This is a genomic window from Mycolicibacterium aurum, from assembly GCF_900637195.1.
GTDB classification, from domain to species: Bacteria; Actinomycetota; Actinomycetes; order Mycobacteriales; family Mycobacteriaceae; genus Mycobacterium; species Mycobacterium aurum.
In genome coordinates, this window is sequence record NZ_LR134356.1 from 2,035,286 (window position 1) to 2,049,732 (window position 14,447).

Sequence of the window (14,447 nt, forward strand, 5' to 3'; positions counted from 1 at the left end):
TATTGCCCAACTGGCTATTGAAGGGCAAGCCAGTTGAGCAAGATCATGGCCATATGACTCACTGGATATCTCGACTGGGCCAGCGGCTGGCCGACCTCTACTACATGCCGTCCGTGGGCAGCGCGATCGACGAACGTGATGCCGACGCCCGCCGTATGCGCAGCGAACTCGACGCGATCCGGATGCACTTCCCGGACCATTCCTGATGGCCCGACTCGCCGGGGCGCCACGACGCGGTGCGGCGCTGCTCCTCGGGCTGTGCGGCTATGGCCTCTCGATGGCCATGATGGTGCGGGCCGGACTGGGACTCGATCCCTGGGACGTGTTCCACCAGGGTCTCGCCGAGCGCGCCGGCATGACCATCGGGCTCGCCTCGGCGGTGGTCGGCGTCGCGGTACTGCTGGCCTGGATCCCCCTGCGCAATCGACCCGGTATCGGCACCGTCGCGAACGTCATCGTCATCGCGATCACCGTCGACCTGGCGCTGTGGGTCCTGCCGGCACCGACGTCGCTGCCGGTGCGGACCGCACTGATGATCGCCGCGGTAGTCCTCAACGCGGTCAGCACGGTGGCCTACATCGGCGCTGGACTCGGGCCCGGCCCGCGCGACGGGTTGATGACCGGCCTGGTGCGGCGGACCGGCCGGTCGGTGCGGCTGGTGCGCACCTCCATCGAGGTCTCGGTGCTCACGGTCGGTTGGCTGCTCGGCGGGACTGTCGGCGTGGGCACAGTCGTGTACGCCCTGGGCATCGGACCGCTGGTTGCGCTGTTCATCCGGCTGACGCCCGACCGGGTACTCGCGGTGAGCGGTTGGGCGGCCACGGATCGCGTCGCGGTCAACGGTGCGCGGCTGGACGAATTCGGCCCCACTACGATGAGCGGGTGCCAGTCGAGGAAGTAGAAGAGGCCGACCCCGACCTGCTGATCGACTTCGCCAAAGTCAGTCTGCGCCGCAACGGGCGGCTGCTGGTGGGTCCGGTGACCTGGTCGGTGGAACTCGATGAGCGCTGGGTGATCATCGGCCCCAACGGCGCGGGCAAGACCTCGCTGCTGCGGATGGCCGCCGCCATGGAGCATCCGTCCTCGGGCACGGCCTACGTGCTCGGGGAGCGGCTCGGCAGGGTCGATATGTCCGAACTGCGTTCCCGGATCGGCCTCAGCAGCGCCGCGCTGTCGCAGCGCGTGCCCGACGACGAGGTGGTCCGCGACGTCGTGGTGTCCGCCGGCTACGCCGTCATGGGGCGGTGGCGCGAGAAGTACGACGACGTCGACTACCACCAGGCAGTCGACATGCTGGAGAGCATCGGTGCCGAACACCTCGCCGACCGCACCTTCGGCACGCTGTCCGAAGGCGAGCGCAAGCGCGTGCTGATCGCCCGTGCACTGATGACCGACCCGGAACTGTTGCTGCTGGACGAGCCGGCGGCCGGGCTCGATCTCGGCGGCCGCGAAGAACTCGTCGCCCGGATGAGCGATCTGGCCGCCGATCCGGACGCCCCGGCGCTGGTGCTGGTGACCCACCACGTCGAGGAGATCCCGCCCGGGTTCTCCCACTGCCTGATCCTGTCCGAGGGCACGGTGGTCGATTCCGGCCTGCTGACCGACGTGTTGACCGCCGAGAATCTCTCTGCGGCGTTCGGGCAGTCGATCGCGCTGGATGTGATCGACGGACGGTACTTCGCGCGCCGCAGCCGCAGCCGCGCCGCACACAGGAGGCGACAGTGAGCGAATCACCCACGGTGACCGACCCGTTGGTGCCCCGGCCGGCCGCGACGGTGATGCTGGTCCGGGACGGCGCGGGCGCGGGCATCGAGATCTTCCTGATGCGCAGGCACTCGGCGATGGACTTCGTGGCCGGCGTCATGGTCTTTCCGGGTGGGGGAGTCGACAACCGGGACCGCAACGCCGACGTCGCCTGGCACGGTCCCGACCGGAACTGGTGGGCCGGCCGCTTCGGCGTGGACGCCGAGCTGGCCGAGGCCTTGGTGTGCGCAGCGGCGCGGGAGACCTTCGAAGAGTGCGGGGTGCTGTTCGCCGGTTCGGCCGACGATCCCGACCTCCTCGTCGACGACGCCTCGGTGTACCGCGACCAGCGGGCCGCGCTGGAGGACAAGTCACTGTCGTTCGGGGAGTTCCTGCGTTCGGAGAAGCTGGTGCTGCGGGCCGACCTGTTGCGGCCGTGGGCGAACTGGGTGACCCCGAAGGAGGAGCGCACCCGCCGCTACGACACGTTCTTCTTCGTGGGCGCGCTGCCGCAGGGGCAGCGCGCCGACGGCGACAACACCGAAACCGACAAGGCCGGCTGGGTCACCCCGCAGTCGGCCCTCGACGACTTCGCCGACGGCCGGAGCTTTCTGCTGCCGCCGACCTGGACGCAGCTCGATGCCCTCAACGGGCGGACGGTGGCCGAAGTCCTCGCCGTGGAGCGCAAGATCGTGGCGATCGAACCGTCGCTCGAGGCGAAGCGGGGCGGAAACTGGGAGATCGAATTCTTCAACAGCGACCGTTACAACGAAGCACGCAACCGGCGCGCGCCCCAGGGCTACACCGACGGGGCGCCTCTCGCGTGAGGGAGTTCGTCGCCGTCCTCACTCCCGACGCCGCCGTCCTTCCCGAGAACGGGCGCAGCGTCGCGACGCTGCTGCTGTCGCGGCCGCCGACGAACACGCTGACCCGGCAGGCGTGCCGGGAGATCACCGAAGCCGCCGCGGAACTCGGCACGCGCGACGACGTCGTCGCCGTGATCGTGTACGGCGGCCACGAGATCTTCTCTGCCGGCGAGGACATGCCCGAGTTGCAGACCCTCAGCGCCGACGAGGCCGCCACCGCCGCCCGGGTGTGCGCCGACGCCGTCGCGGCACTGGCCGCGCTGCCGAAGCCGACCGTCGCGGCGATCACCGGGTACGCACTGGGTGCCGGCCTGACCCTCGCCCTCGCCGCCGACTGGCGCGTCAGCGGCGACAACGCGAAGTTCGGCGCGACCGAGATCCTGGCGGGACTGCCACCGGCCGGCGGGGGCGCGACCCGGCTGGCCGCCGCCGTCGGCGAGAGCAAGGCCAGGGACATGGTGTTCAGCGGGCGTTTCGTCGACGCCCGCGAAGCCCTGGAGCTCGGGCTGATCGACCAGATGGTGGCTCCCGACGGGGTGTACGACGCGGCGCTCACCTGGGCCAGCCGGTTTCTGGAGTACCCGCCGGAGGCGTTGAGCGCGGCGAAGGCGTCGTTCGGATAGCCGGAGCGCACGTTAGGCTGCCCTGCATGACGGAAACGAAGGAACCCGGCGCTTACCCTGATGTCGCCGTCCCGGCTCCGACGCCCCACGCCACCGAGGAACAGGTCGAGGCGGCCAGGCACGACACCAAGCTGGCGCAGGTCCTCTACCACGACTGGGAAGCCGAGAGCTACGACGACAAGTGGTCGATCTCCTACGACCAGCGCTGCGTCGAGTACGCCCGCAGCCGCTTCGACGCGATCGTTCCCGACCAGGTGCAGCGCGAACTGCCCTACGACAGGGCTCTGGAGCTGGGCTGCGGTACGGGGTTCTTCCTCCTGAATCTCATCCAGTCCGGCGTTGCGCGGCGTGGATCGGTGACCGATCTGTCGCCGGGGATGGTGAAGGTGGCCACCCGAAACGGCCAGTCGCTCGGGCTGGACATCGACGGCCGCGTGGCCGACGCCGAGGGCATCCCCTACGAGGACAACAGCTTCGACCTGGTGGTCGGGCACGCCGTGCTGCATCACATCCCCGACGTCGAGTTGTCGCTGAGCGAAGTGGTGCGCGTCCTCAAGCCCGGAGGGCGGTTCGTCTTCGCCGGTGAACCGACCACGGTCGGCAACGCCTACGCACGTCGGCTCGCCGATCTCACCTGGAAGACGACCGTCGCGGCGATGAAGCTGCCCGGACTGAGCAGCTGGCGCCGCCCACAGGCCGAGCTCGACGAGAACTCCCGGGCCGCCGCACTGGAGTGGATCGTCGACCTGCACACGTTCGATCCGGCCGACCTGGAGACGATGGCGCGCAACGCTGGCGCGGTCGAGGTGGAGACCGCCACCGACGAGTTCACCGCGGCGATGCTGGGCTGGCCGGTCCGGACGTTCGAGTCCACGGTGCCGCCGGGCAAACTCGGCTGGGGCTGGGCGAAGTTCGCCTTCGGTGGCTGGACGACGCTGAGCTGGGTGGACGAGAACCTCTGGCGCCACGTCGTGCCGAAGGGCTGGTTCTACAACGTCATGATCACCGGGGTCAAGCCGTCCTAGAGTTCGGTCTCGACGATGTGAGCTATCTGCGCGGCGACGCGGGACGGCAGGCGCTGGCCGAGGTCGACCGGTACCGGCTGACCGAGTCCACGCTGATTGCGGACATCGCCTCGGTGCGTAGGGATTTCGGCGATCGCTCGGCTCTGCTCGTGGAGACGGTGAAGCTGCGCCGCAAAGCGGCGGGCAAGTTCGCCGACGCCGCCGACTGGCTGTTCACCGACGAGGCGCTGCAGCAGGCGACGGCGGCGCCGGTCGCCGAGCATCGGGCCCGCCGGCTGGCGGGTGCCATCGTGCACGACGCGACCTGCTCGATCGGTACCGAGCTTGCTGCACTTCGCTATTGGGCGGGCTTCACGTTGGGCAGCGACATCGACCCGGTGCGTCTTTCGATGGCGCAGCACAATCTCGGGCTGAGCGGGCCACCGGTCGCGCTATGCCGGGCGGATGCGCTGCGGTCCATCACCACCGATGCCGTCGTCCTCGTCGACCCGGCCCGCCGCAGTGGCTCGAGGCGCCGGTTCGACCCGCGGGCCTACGTGCCGCCGCTCGACGAGCTGCTCGATGTGCTGCGTCCCCGCTCCTACGTTGTGAAGTGTTCTCCCGGAATCGATTTCGCAGTTCTCGAGCAGCTGGGTTTCGACGGCGAGATCGAGGTGACGTCGCTGGCGGGCAGCGTTCGTGAAGCGTGCCTGTGGTCGCGGAGGCTGTCCGGCGACGGAGTGCGGCGCCGGGCGACGTTGCTCGACACCGGCGAGGAGGTGACCGACTCGGCGCCCGACGACTGTGGGGTGGCACCGGTGGGCAGGTGGATCGTGGACCCCGACGGCGCAGTGGTGCGGTCCGGGCTGGTGCGCCACTATGCGGTCCGTCACGGTCTGTGGCAGCTCGACCCCGACATCGCGTATCTGTCCGGTGACCGCCTGCCCGACGGGGTGCGCGGTTTCGAGGTGTTCGAACAGCTGCCGTTCAGCGAACGCCACCTGCGCCAAGCGCTTTCGGCCCTCGCGGTCGGCGCCGCGGAGATCTTGGTTCGCGGCGTCGACGTCGATCCCGACGCCCTGCGCACGCGGTTGCGCCTGCGTGGGCCGGCGCACGTGACGGTGGTCATCGCCCGGCTTGGGACCGGGACGGCCGGTCGGGCGACGGCTTTCTTGTGCCGGCCGTCACGCTGAACGCTCACGTAGTCTTGGCGTAACGGCGCCGACACCGGCGCCGACATCTCTGTAAGAGCCCCCGATCATTGAGGACACCGACGATGCGCATTCTCGCCGCTGCTGTAACGGCTGCCGGTGTCGCGGCAGGCCTGATGGCGGCGCCTACCGCCCCCGCACAGCCGGTGACGGCCACCGCCCCGTCGGCCTGTGCCGAACTCGGCGGCACGGTCGATGCCGATCAGATCTGTCTCGTCCACGCGGAGAACCCCACGTACCGACTGGATTTCACGTTCCCGGCCGACTACCCGGACCAGCCGGCGCTGACCGCCTACCTGACCGAGACCCGTGACGGCTTCGTCAACGTCGCAGGCATGCCCGGTTCGTGGAATCTGCCCTACATCCTGGATGCGCGCGGTACCGGCTACCGGTCCGGACCCGATGACGGCGGTACGCGGAGCGTGGTGTTCGAGGTGTACCAGAACGTCGGTGGCGCGCACCCTCTGACCTGGTTCAAAGGGTTCAACTGGGACGTCGCGAAGAAGGCTCCGATCACGTTCGACACCTTGTTCAAGAAGGACACCAAACCACTCGACGTCATTTTTCCGATCGTGCAGGCCGCGGTCTCGCGCCAGCTCGGCGTGGAGGCACCGATCTCGTTTGACGACGGCGTGAACCCGGCCAACTACCAGGAGTTCGCGATCACCGACGATTCGGTGATCTTCTTCTTCGGCCAGAGTCAGATCATGGCCGAAGCCGGCGGAGCGCTGCAGGCCACCGTCCCGCGCGCGGCGATCGCTTCGATGCTCGCCTGAGTCAGCCGACGGCATTCACGCCGTGGTGCTGGGCTGTCGCTGCTTGCCGGTGGCCGGGTCGTAATTCTCCCAGAACGTGGCGTTCTTGATGCCGAGAGCCAACGGGTCGAACGTCGGGTCCAGTCCGTCTTTCTTCTGCTTCTCGTAGTCCCACAGGGCTTTGTACGCGGGCTGCTGCAGGATGATGATGCCGATGATGTTGAGCCAGGCCATCAGACCGACGCCGATGTCGCCCAGCGTCCACGCATCGGATGCGGTCGACACGGCACCCATGGTGACCGACACCAGGATCAGCGCCTGCAGCAGCATCGTCGTGTTCGACCCGACGGTGCCCCTGATGACGGGGACGTCCACGGTGTTGGCCTTGCCGAGTAGGAAGCGCAGATTGGTCTCCGCCATGTAGTAGTAGGCGATGATCGTGGTGATGCAGAAGAATGCGAGCGAGATCGCGATGAAGCTGGAGCCGGCCCCGCTCCACAGGGTGTCGAAACCGGCCTGGGCGAACGTCGGACCGACCTCGGCGCCGGCCGGCAGGATCGAGCCGCCTTCGGAGATGATCGCGCCGTCGGCGCTCTCACCCTCGAACACCCGGTACGCCCCGGTGGACAGGATCAGGAAGCCGGTCGCCGAGCAGATGAACAGCGTGTCGACGTAGACGGCGAACGCCTGCACCAGGCCCTGCTTGGCCGGATGCGACACCTCTGCGGCGGCCGCGGCGTGCGGACCGGTGCCCTGGCCCGCCTCGTTGGAATAGATGCCGCGTTTGACGCCCCACATGACCGCCGACCCGAGGATCGCGCCGAAGGCCGAGTCCAGGCCGAACGCGCTGGAGAAGATCAGCGAGAGCACGCCGGGGATCTCCCCGGCGTTCATCAGCACGATGATGAGTGCGAGCACGATGTAGACGACGGCCATGAACGGCACGACGATCGAGGCGAACGTCGCGATGCGCTTGACCCCGCCGATGATCACGAAGGCCAACACGATCACGATGCCGACGGCCACCCACCACTTGGACCACCCCCAGGCGGAGTTCATCGCCGAGGCCATCGAGTTGGACTGCACGCTGGGTAGCAGCAGGCCCATCGCCAGGATGGTGACCGCCGCGAAGACGTAGCCGTACACCTTCATCGCGGGCGCCGCGGCGGTGTTCGCGAAGGCCCTGCTGAGGTAGTAGGCCGGCCCGCCGCGGTACTCACCGGTGAGTGGATCCTTGGTCTTGTAGATCTGGCCGAGCGTGCACTCGACGAACGAGGTGGACGCACCGAGGAAGGCGACCATCCACATCCAGAACAGTGCGCCGGGTCCGCCGAACGCGATGGCGGTGGCGACACCGGCGATGTTGCCCGTCCCGACCCGGCCGGCGAGCGACATGGTGAGCGCCTGGAAACTCGAGATGCCCGACGGCGAGGTCTCGCCCTTGAGCATCAGCCGGATCATCTCGGGCACTTGCCGCACCTGGACGAAACGGGACCGGATGGAGAAGTAGACCCCTGCGGCCAGGCACAGGTAGACCAGCGCATTGCTCCAGATGTAGCCGTTGACGGTGCTCAGGAATTCCGACAAGATCGCGTCCCCTCACTGGGCGGGCAGGTCGATACCGTTCCGCAGGGATACTTCCAGCATCAGGAAAGGAATGTGTTGCACTCCTGTGAACCCGCTGTAAGCCTGCTGCTGAGCCGCTGGTAGCGGCCTGTTAATCGGGTGCGAATCCGTAGACCTGACCCTCGCTGGTTGCGGTGACGACGCGTCCGTCATGGCCGATCGAGACCCCGACCGGCCATCCGGAGGCGTTCGGCAGAGGATAGGTGCCGACGACGTTGCCGTCCCCGAGGGTGAACACCGCCAGCGCCATGCCGGGCGAGTCCTCGGCGCCGTCGCGGATGACCGTGTAGCCGAGGCGGGCCAGGCTGGACGTGGTCAGCGGCGAGGTGTCGTCCCGCGTCCAGACGATGTCGCCCTCCTCGGCGGTGTCGCGCACCGCGGTCAGCCGCGCTCCCGGCCCGCCGCCTGCGATGACCAGTCCGTCGGGGGTGACCGACGGCGGGGTCTGGGCCAGGTAGTTCAGCGGAACCGACCACCGCGCGGTGCCGTCGTCGCTGTTGATCGCCCACAGGTTCTCGTCACGACCGCTGACGTACACCGTCGATCCGTCGGCCGACAGCACCGGGCTGGCCAGCGGCCCGCCGCCGACGGCGTCGCTGGTCCATTCCCGAGTGAACTGCGGGGTCTGGCCCTGCCGGTAGCGAAGACCGACCAGCACCGGTTTGTCCGCGCCCGGTTCCCACAGCGTGAGGACCACCATGCCGGTCGCGCCGGAGTAGGCCGGCGCCGCGGCCACCGGGCACTCCGGGCCGCCGCGCTGACAGTCGCCGAGCCCGCGCTCGGAGTCGGTCGGGTCGAGTCCCGCGACCAGGTCCAGCGACGTGCCGGTCACCGTCCCGCGGTGGGCGTCGAACACGAGAACCTGACCGAGGTGGGTGACGACGAGCAGGTGACCGGGAGCCAGCAGCCGTGCCGTCATCGGCATACCGATCACCGGCCGGCGCCACCGGACCCACTGGGTGGACGGATACGACATCACCAGGCCGGGCTGACCGATGTAGAGGTTGTCGAAGCCGTCGAACAGCGGGCTCGCGAAACCGCCGCCCGGGAACAGCCTGGTGCACCAGCGCTGCCGTCCGCGGTTGTCGCTCTCCCAGACCATGAGCGAGCAGCCCCCGTCGGTCTGGGCGTTGACGGCGAGGTAGTTCCCGGACCCGAGCGCCACCTGGGCCGCGAGACGGCCCTTGACCGACCGTCCCCACTCCAGCCGAAGCGTCTGCGACCCGCTCACCGGTGAGTGGCTGCTGTTCGCCGCATCGGCGTACTGGGCGGCCCAGCCCGTCGCCGGGTGCGCGTCGACCCAGGCGTCGGTGTCGCTGCAGCCGGCCAGCGCACCAGCGACCAGGGCCGTTGTGGCCAACGCGATGATTCGCCGGAGCACGCGGTCCCTTCCGATTTCTCGTCAGCGTCCTGGGGCCGACTTCTTTCGAACCCACGTGAGGGTAACCGTTAGGCTTTCCGGCCATGACGACGATGTGGGGCGCGCCGCTGCACAAACGCTGGCGAGGCTCGCGCTTGCGGGATCCGCGTCAAGCCAACTTCCTCACCCTGGCCTCGTTGCGGTGGGTCATCACCCATCGCGCCTACACACCGTGGTACCTCGTGCGTTACTGGCGTCTGCTGAAGTTCAAGCTCGCCAACCCGCACATCATCACCCGCGGCATGGTGTTCCTCGGCAAGGGAGTCGAGATCCAGGCGACGCCGGAGTTGTCCCAGATGGAGATCGGACGGTGGGTCCACATCGGCGACAAGAACACCATCCGATGCCACGAGGGATCCCTGCGGATCGGCGACAAGGTGGTGCTCGGGCGCGACAACGTGATCAACACCTATCTGGACATCGAGCTGGGCGACTCGGTCCTGATGGCCGACTGGTGCTACATCTGCGACTTCGACCACAGAATGGACAGCATCGAGCTGCCGATCAAGGACCAGGGCATCGTCAAAGGCCCGGTGCGGATCGGGCCCGACACCTGGGTGGGTGTGAAGGTCTCGGTACTGCGCAACACCGTCGTCGGCCGGGGCTGCGTGCTGGGATCGCACGCCGTCGTCCGCGGTGAGATCCCGGATTTCTCGATCGCCGTGGGAGCGCCCGCCAAGGTCGTGAAGAACCGCAAGCTGTCCTGGGAGACGTCGGCGGCACAGCGTGCCGAGCTCGCAGCCGCGCTGGCCGACATCGAACGCAAGAAAGCTGCCCGCTGATCCCCACAAGCTCTGCACGCGTGCCGGGTAGGTGACAGCATTTCCCTGGTGACCACAGGGACACCGCAGACCATCGCCTACCCCGCGCCGGACGCGCACCCCTATCGGCGGGACGAGGCACCGCTGGATCCGTTCGTCATCGTGTTGTTCGGCGCAACCGGCGACCTGGCCAAGCGCAAGCTGATACCCGGCATGGCCTACCTGGACCAGTCCGAGCTTGCGCCGCACATCCAGGTCATCGGGACCTCGCTGGAGGACCTCACCGACGACGAGTTCCGTGCGGTGGCCAAGGAGGCCGTCGAGAAGTACGGCACCCACAAGCTCACCGACGAGCAGTGGGACAACTTCGCCAAGATCCTCACCTACGTGCCGCAGGGGGCCGGTCCGCAGGCCCTGGCCACCGCCGTCGCGGAGGCCGAGAAGCAGCTCGGCGGAAATGGCAACGTGCAGCGCCTGCACTATCTTTCGGTGCCGCCGAAGGCTGCGCGGGCGGTCATCACGATGCTCCGGGAGGCGAACCTCGTCGAGCGATCGCGGGTGGTGATGGAGAAGCCGTTCGGCACGGATCTGGCCAGCGCGGTCGCGCTGAACCACTTCGTGCACGAGACCTTCAAGGAACGGCAGATCTTCCGCATCGACCACTTCCTCGGCAAGGAGGCGGCGCAGAACATCCTGGCGTTCCGGTTCGCCAACGGCTTGTTCGAGCCCATCTGGAACCGCAACTTCATCGATCACATCCAGATCGACATCCCCGAAACCCTCGGCCTCGACGAGCGGGCCAATTTCTACGAGAGCACCGGTGCCTACAAGGACATGGTCGTCACCCACCTGTTCCAGGTGATGGCGTTCGTGGTGATGGAGCCGCCCACCGCGCTGGAGCCCCGCGCGATCAGCGAGGAGAAGAACAAGGTCTTCCGGTCCATGCTCCCGATCAAGTGTGCCGACGTGGTTCGCGGCCAGTTCGCCGGTTATCGCGAACTTGACGGTGTGGCAAGGGATTCCGATACCGAGACGTTCATCGCGCTCAAGGTTGGCATCGACAACTGGCGGTGGGCGGGTGTGCCGGTGTACCTGCGTACGGGCAAGCAGTTGGCCGAAGGGATGCGCATCATCTCGATCGCCTTCAAGGAAGCCCCGCGCACGATGTTCCCGGCCGGATCGGGGGTGGGCTCCCAGGGGCCCGACCATCTGACGTTCGACCTGGCCGACGCGTCGAAGGTCTCGCTGTCGTTCTACGGGAAGAAGCCTGGACCAGGCATGAAGCTGGAGAAGCTGTCGATGCAGTTCTCCACCCAGGAGACCGAACAGGTCGGCGACGTCCTGGAGGCCTACGAGCGCCTGATCCTCGACGCCATGCGCGGCGACCACACGCTGTTCACCACCGCCGAGGGCATCGAATCCCTGTGGGAGCGTTCGGTGGAACTGATCGAGGACCCGCCGCCGGTGAAGCAGTATCAGCCCGGGACGTGGGGCCCCAACTCCATCCACCAGTTGATCGCGCCCAACGCGTGGCGGCTGCCGTTCGAGCGGGCGTGGCGCGAGAAGAAGGCCCGCTGAGGTCTGGCGTCACCGCCCCGGCAGCGGGCGTTCCACGATCGGCCGGCGCGGCTGAGCCCGGCGCTCGCCCCGTTTGGCGGCCAGGTACACCTGGCAGGTCTCGGCGGTCACCGTGTGCCACGCGAAGTCGGACGTGAGCCGCTCCCGCGCGGCCGTGGCCCGCTGCTGCGCCGCCGCGGGCGAGTCGAGCAGCGCGCGCACGGCGTCGGCGAGTGCCGCCACGTCGCCCGGTGGGTAGGACAGCCCGGTCACACCGTCGATGACGGCTTCGCCGAGCCCGCCCGCGGTGGAGGTCACCAGCGGCGTGCCCGCCGCGGCGGCTTCCAGTGCGACGATGCCGAACGGCTCGTAGTGGGAGGGCAGAACGGCCGCATCCGCGCGGTGCAGGAGCGCCAGTAGCTGTGAATGATCGACGCGACCAACGAATTTCGTCGCCTTGAGCACTTTGTGCTTGCGGGCCTGCTCCGTCAGGAAGTCCAGCTGGGTTCCGTCGCCTGCGATCGTGAGGGTGGTGCCCGGGTGGGTGCGCCGGATCCTGGGCAGCGCGGCGATGGCGTCGTGCACGCCCTTCTCGTACTCCAGGCGGCCGAAATAGAGCAGCTCCGCCGGACCCGGGTGCGGGAGACGAGCGGCGAACGGCCAACCGTCGGTGTCGATTCCGTTGGGAATGACCGCGATGTCTGCGAGGTCCGGTCCGAACAGCGCGGTGATCTCGTCACGCATCGACGCCGAGCAGGCGATCAACGAATCCGAGTCGTGCACCAGCCACGACTCCAGCGAGTGCACCTGCCGGCTCACCGCGCCCGAAACCCACCCGGAGTGTCTCCCCGCCTCGGTGGCGTGGATCGTGGAAACCAAAGGCACGTCGAAGAATTGCGCCAGCGCGACGGCGGGGTTGGCGACCAGCCAGTCGTGGGCGTGCACGATATCGGGCCGCCAGTCGGCAAGGACGAGTCCGGCGCGGACCATGGCGTGGCCCATGGCAAGGATCCAGGCCATCATGTCGGTCGCGAAGGTGAACTCGTGCGGGTCCTCCGCGGCCGCGATCACCCGGACGCCCTCGTGCACCTCGTCGGTGGTCGGATGCGTCTGCGGATCGGTGCCGGTGGGCCGGCGACTGAGTACGACGACGTCGTGGCCCGCACGCGCCAGTTCGGTGGCCAGATGGTGCACATGGCGGCCGAGGCCGCCGATCACCACGGGCGGGTACTCCCACGAGACCAGCAGGATCTTCAGCCTCATGCGCCGGGGAGCCTTCTCGCATCGAGCGCGCCGAACAGGCCGTCGGCGCGATTCCAGCCCGAGGCCAGCCGTTGCGCGTGGTCGTCGCGGCCCGCCGCCAGCGCCGCGGCGATCTCCCGGGCGGCGTGCGCGTGGAGGTGCGCCCGGTAGCGGGCATAGTCGGCGGCGGAGTCCTTGCTGACCATGAACGGCCAGTCACTCGACACCGTCAACAACGTCTCGCGCAGGATCTGATCGGCGACGAAATGGCGCGGCGCGGGCGATCCCGATGACACGGCGTGGGCCAGCGCCTTGTCGACCGTATTCAGCGCCGTGTCGACGACCTCGCTGTTGAGCTGGACCAGGTCGGCAACTTTCTCGCCGTTCCACACCTGCCAGTCCTTGCCCGAACCCCATGAGCTGGGCGGCAATTCGACCGGCGCACCCACGTAGCCGTCGGCGATCGCGTCCGAGAGGGTGCCGACGCGGACACCGGCGGCCGGCAGGGCGCGCAACACCCGCTCCAGCCAGACCGGGCCCTCGTACCACCAGTGGCCGAACAATTCGGTGTCGAATGCGGCGACGACGTGCGCGGGCCTGCCGATGCGCTCACTCTCGGCGGTGAGCCGCTGCCGCACCGTCTCGACGAAGTCGGCCACGTGAACGTCCACCGCGGCGTCCGCGCGGGCGGGGTCATACGGTGCCTTGTCCTCCGACGCGACGTTGCGGCCGGTCACCCTGGCGGGCTTGAGCCCGGTGGTGTGATCGTAGGTGTGGAAGTCACGGTAGGCCCCGTGGCCGGGGTAGCCGGACCTCGGCGACCAGACGCGGTAGCTGACCTGCAGATCGCGGCCGAACGCGACGACGCCGGAGCCGTCGACAGGTCGGCCCAGCGCGGTGTCGCCGCGCAGCGACGGCCCGTCGACCATGAAATGGCTGACCCCTGCCGCGGCGTAGCCGGCTTCCATGCCTGGTGCGTAGGCACATTCGGGCGCCCAGATTCCCGACGGGGCGTGGCCGAATCGCGCGCCGGCGTCGGCCCGCCCCTCGCGCAGCGCAAACTCCCGCAGGCGCGGATTCAGCAACGGCTGGAACGGGTGCGCCAGCGGCCCGCCGAGCAACTCGATAACCTCGCCGTCGAGCAGTTCCCGCACCACGGGGCCGGCGCCGTGACGCCACAGCGTGTCGAACTCACCGAGCTCGCGCTCGGCCTCGGCGTGTTCGCGGGAACCGAACTGCCGCAATGCTTTCGGCTCAGAGGCCGGTGATCCTCCCGAGGAGGTGCGCACGGATGCGGCTTCCAGGGCGCGCAGTTGCCAGTTGGCCAGCCAGTGGTTCATGCCCTGCAGGCAGTAGGGGTCGTCCAGCTGGGCGGCCACCACCGGCGTGATGCCGAGAGTCACCAGATGCCTGCGGTTCTCGGCAGCCAGCGTGCGCAGCACGCGTACCAGCGGCAGATATGCGGCCGACCAGGACTGGTACAGCCATTCCTCGCCGACCGGCCACCGTCCGTGATGGGCGAGCCACGGCAGGTGGGTGTGCAGGACCAGCGTGAAGAGCCCGGGGACCGGCTCCGGCGATGTGTTCGCTCCGCACTCCGGCGACTTGTTCGCTCCGCACTCCGGCGACTTGTTCGCTC

At 68.5% G+C, this 14,447-nt stretch carries 14 protein-coding genes; 10 read left to right on the forward strand and 4 right to left on the reverse strand.

Annotated features, from left to right (window positions below; translation table 11 throughout):
* Positions 1-53 precede the first annotated feature (53 nt).
* The 8 genes from EL337_RS28715 to EL337_RS09665 all read left to right on the forward strand — a co-directional run bounded on the left by EL337_RS28715 (position 54) and on the right by EL337_RS09665 (position 6,223).
* Complete coding sequence (locus EL337_RS28715; protein WP_157866288.1) at positions 54-206, forward strand: hypothetical protein; 153 nt, start codon at positions 54-56, stop codon at positions 204-206.
* The gene (yczE, locus tag EL337_RS09635; protein WP_048630653.1) at positions 206-901 is read left to right on the forward strand and encodes a membrane protein YczE; all 696 of its coding nucleotides are present in this window, start codon (positions 206-208) and stop codon (positions 899-901) included. The genes EL337_RS28715 and yczE overlap by 1 nt, the downstream gene beginning before the upstream one ends.
* Positions 883-1,725 carry an ABC transporter ATP-binding protein gene (locus tag EL337_RS09640; RefSeq protein WP_048630652.1) on the forward strand — a complete coding sequence of 281 codons (843 nt, stop codon included), beginning with the start codon at positions 883-885 and terminating at the stop codon, positions 1,723-1,725. Before yczE ends, EL337_RS09640 begins: the two co-directional genes overlap by 19 nt.
* A 53-nt stretch (positions 1,726-1,778) precedes the next feature.
* Positions 1,779-2,570, forward strand: coding sequence for an NUDIX hydrolase (locus tag EL337_RS09645; RefSeq protein WP_232786722.1), 792 nt, complete (start codon positions 1,779-1,781; stop codon positions 2,568-2,570).
* Entirely contained in the window at positions 2,567-3,232 is a 666-nt protein-coding gene (locus EL337_RS09650; protein WP_083442947.1) for an enoyl-CoA hydratase, read from the forward strand. The genes EL337_RS09645 and EL337_RS09650 overlap by 4 nt, the downstream gene beginning before the upstream one ends.
* A gap of 26 nt (positions 3,233-3,258) precedes the next feature.
* Entirely contained in the window at positions 3,259-4,257 is a 999-nt protein-coding gene (locus EL337_RS09655; RefSeq protein ID WP_048630650.1) for a class I SAM-dependent methyltransferase, read from the forward strand.
* The gene (locus EL337_RS09660; RefSeq protein WP_407662585.1) at positions 4,215-5,429 is read left to right on the forward strand and encodes a class I SAM-dependent methyltransferase; all 1,215 of its coding nucleotides are present in this window, start codon (positions 4,215-4,217) and stop codon (positions 5,427-5,429) included. Before EL337_RS09655 ends, EL337_RS09660 begins: the two co-directional genes overlap by 43 nt.
* An 83-nt stretch (positions 5,430-5,512) precedes the next feature.
* The gene (locus EL337_RS09665; protein WP_048630649.1) at positions 5,513-6,223 is read left to right on the forward strand and encodes an esterase; all 711 of its coding nucleotides are present in this window, start codon (positions 5,513-5,515) and stop codon (positions 6,221-6,223) included.
* A 15-nt stretch (positions 6,224-6,238) separates the two neighbouring features.
* Here the strand turns inward: EL337_RS09665 and EL337_RS09670 are convergent, their stop codons facing one another.
* On the reverse strand, positions 6,239-7,789 hold the full coding sequence (locus EL337_RS09670; RefSeq protein ID WP_048630648.1) for an alanine/glycine:cation symporter family protein: 1,551 nt from the start codon (positions 7,787-7,789) through the stop codon (positions 6,239-6,241).
* A gap of 130 nt (positions 7,790-7,919) precedes the next feature.
* On the reverse strand, positions 7,920-9,209 hold the full coding sequence (locus EL337_RS09675) for a BamB-related PQQ repeat family beta-propellar protein (protein ID WP_048630647.1): 1,290 nt from the start codon (positions 9,207-9,209) through the stop codon (positions 7,920-7,922).
* Between the two features lie 83 nt (positions 9,210-9,292).
* On the opposite strand from EL337_RS09675, the gene EL337_RS09680 reads away from it, so the two are divergent.
* Together EL337_RS09680 and zwf are read left to right on the forward strand one after the other, a co-directional pair.
* Positions 9,293-10,030 carry an acyltransferase gene (locus tag EL337_RS09680; RefSeq protein ID WP_048630646.1) on the forward strand — a complete coding sequence of 246 codons (738 nt, stop codon included), beginning with the start codon at positions 9,293-9,295 and terminating at the stop codon, positions 10,028-10,030.
* Between the two features lie 48 nt (positions 10,031-10,078).
* Positions 10,079-11,587: a glucose-6-phosphate dehydrogenase gene (gene zwf / locus EL337_RS09685; protein ID WP_048630645.1), complete on the forward strand. Its 1,509-nt coding sequence runs from the start codon at positions 10,079-10,081 to the stop codon at positions 11,585-11,587.
* Between the two features lie 9 nt (positions 11,588-11,596).
* Here the strand turns inward: zwf and EL337_RS09690 are convergent, their stop codons facing one another.
* The gene (locus EL337_RS09690) at positions 11,597-12,823 is read right to left on the reverse strand and encodes a glycosyltransferase family 4 protein (protein ID WP_109519786.1); all 1,227 of its coding nucleotides are present in this window, start codon (positions 12,821-12,823) and stop codon (positions 11,597-11,599) included.
* Between the two features lie 2 nt (positions 12,824-12,825).
* Entirely contained in the window at positions 12,826-14,358 is a 1,533-nt protein-coding gene (locus tag EL337_RS09695) for a 1,4-alpha-glucan branching protein domain-containing protein (protein WP_048630932.1), read from the reverse strand.
* Positions 14,359-14,447 lie beyond the last annotated feature (89 nt).

Coding starts and splice junctions, on each gene's coding strand:
- EL337_RS28715 (WP_157866288.1), top strand. CDS start 54: ATGACTCACTGGATATCTCGACTGGGCCAGCGGCTGGCCGACCTCTAC.
- yczE (WP_048630653.1), top strand. CDS start 206: ATGGCCCGACTCGCCGGGGCGCCACGACGCGGTGCGGCGCTGCTCCTC.
- EL337_RS09645 (WP_232786722.1), top strand. CDS start 1,779: ATGCTGGTCCGGGACGGCGCGGGCGCGGGCATCGAGATCTTCCTGATG.
- EL337_RS09655 (WP_048630650.1), top strand. CDS start 3,259: ATGACGGAAACGAAGGAACCCGGCGCTTACCCTGATGTCGCCGTCCCG.
- EL337_RS09665 (WP_048630649.1), top strand. CDS start 5,513: ATGCGCATTCTCGCCGCTGCTGTAACGGCTGCCGGTGTCGCGGCAGGC.
- EL337_RS09680 (WP_048630646.1), top strand. CDS start 9,293: ATGACGACGATGTGGGGCGCGCCGCTGCACAAACGCTGGCGAGGCTCG.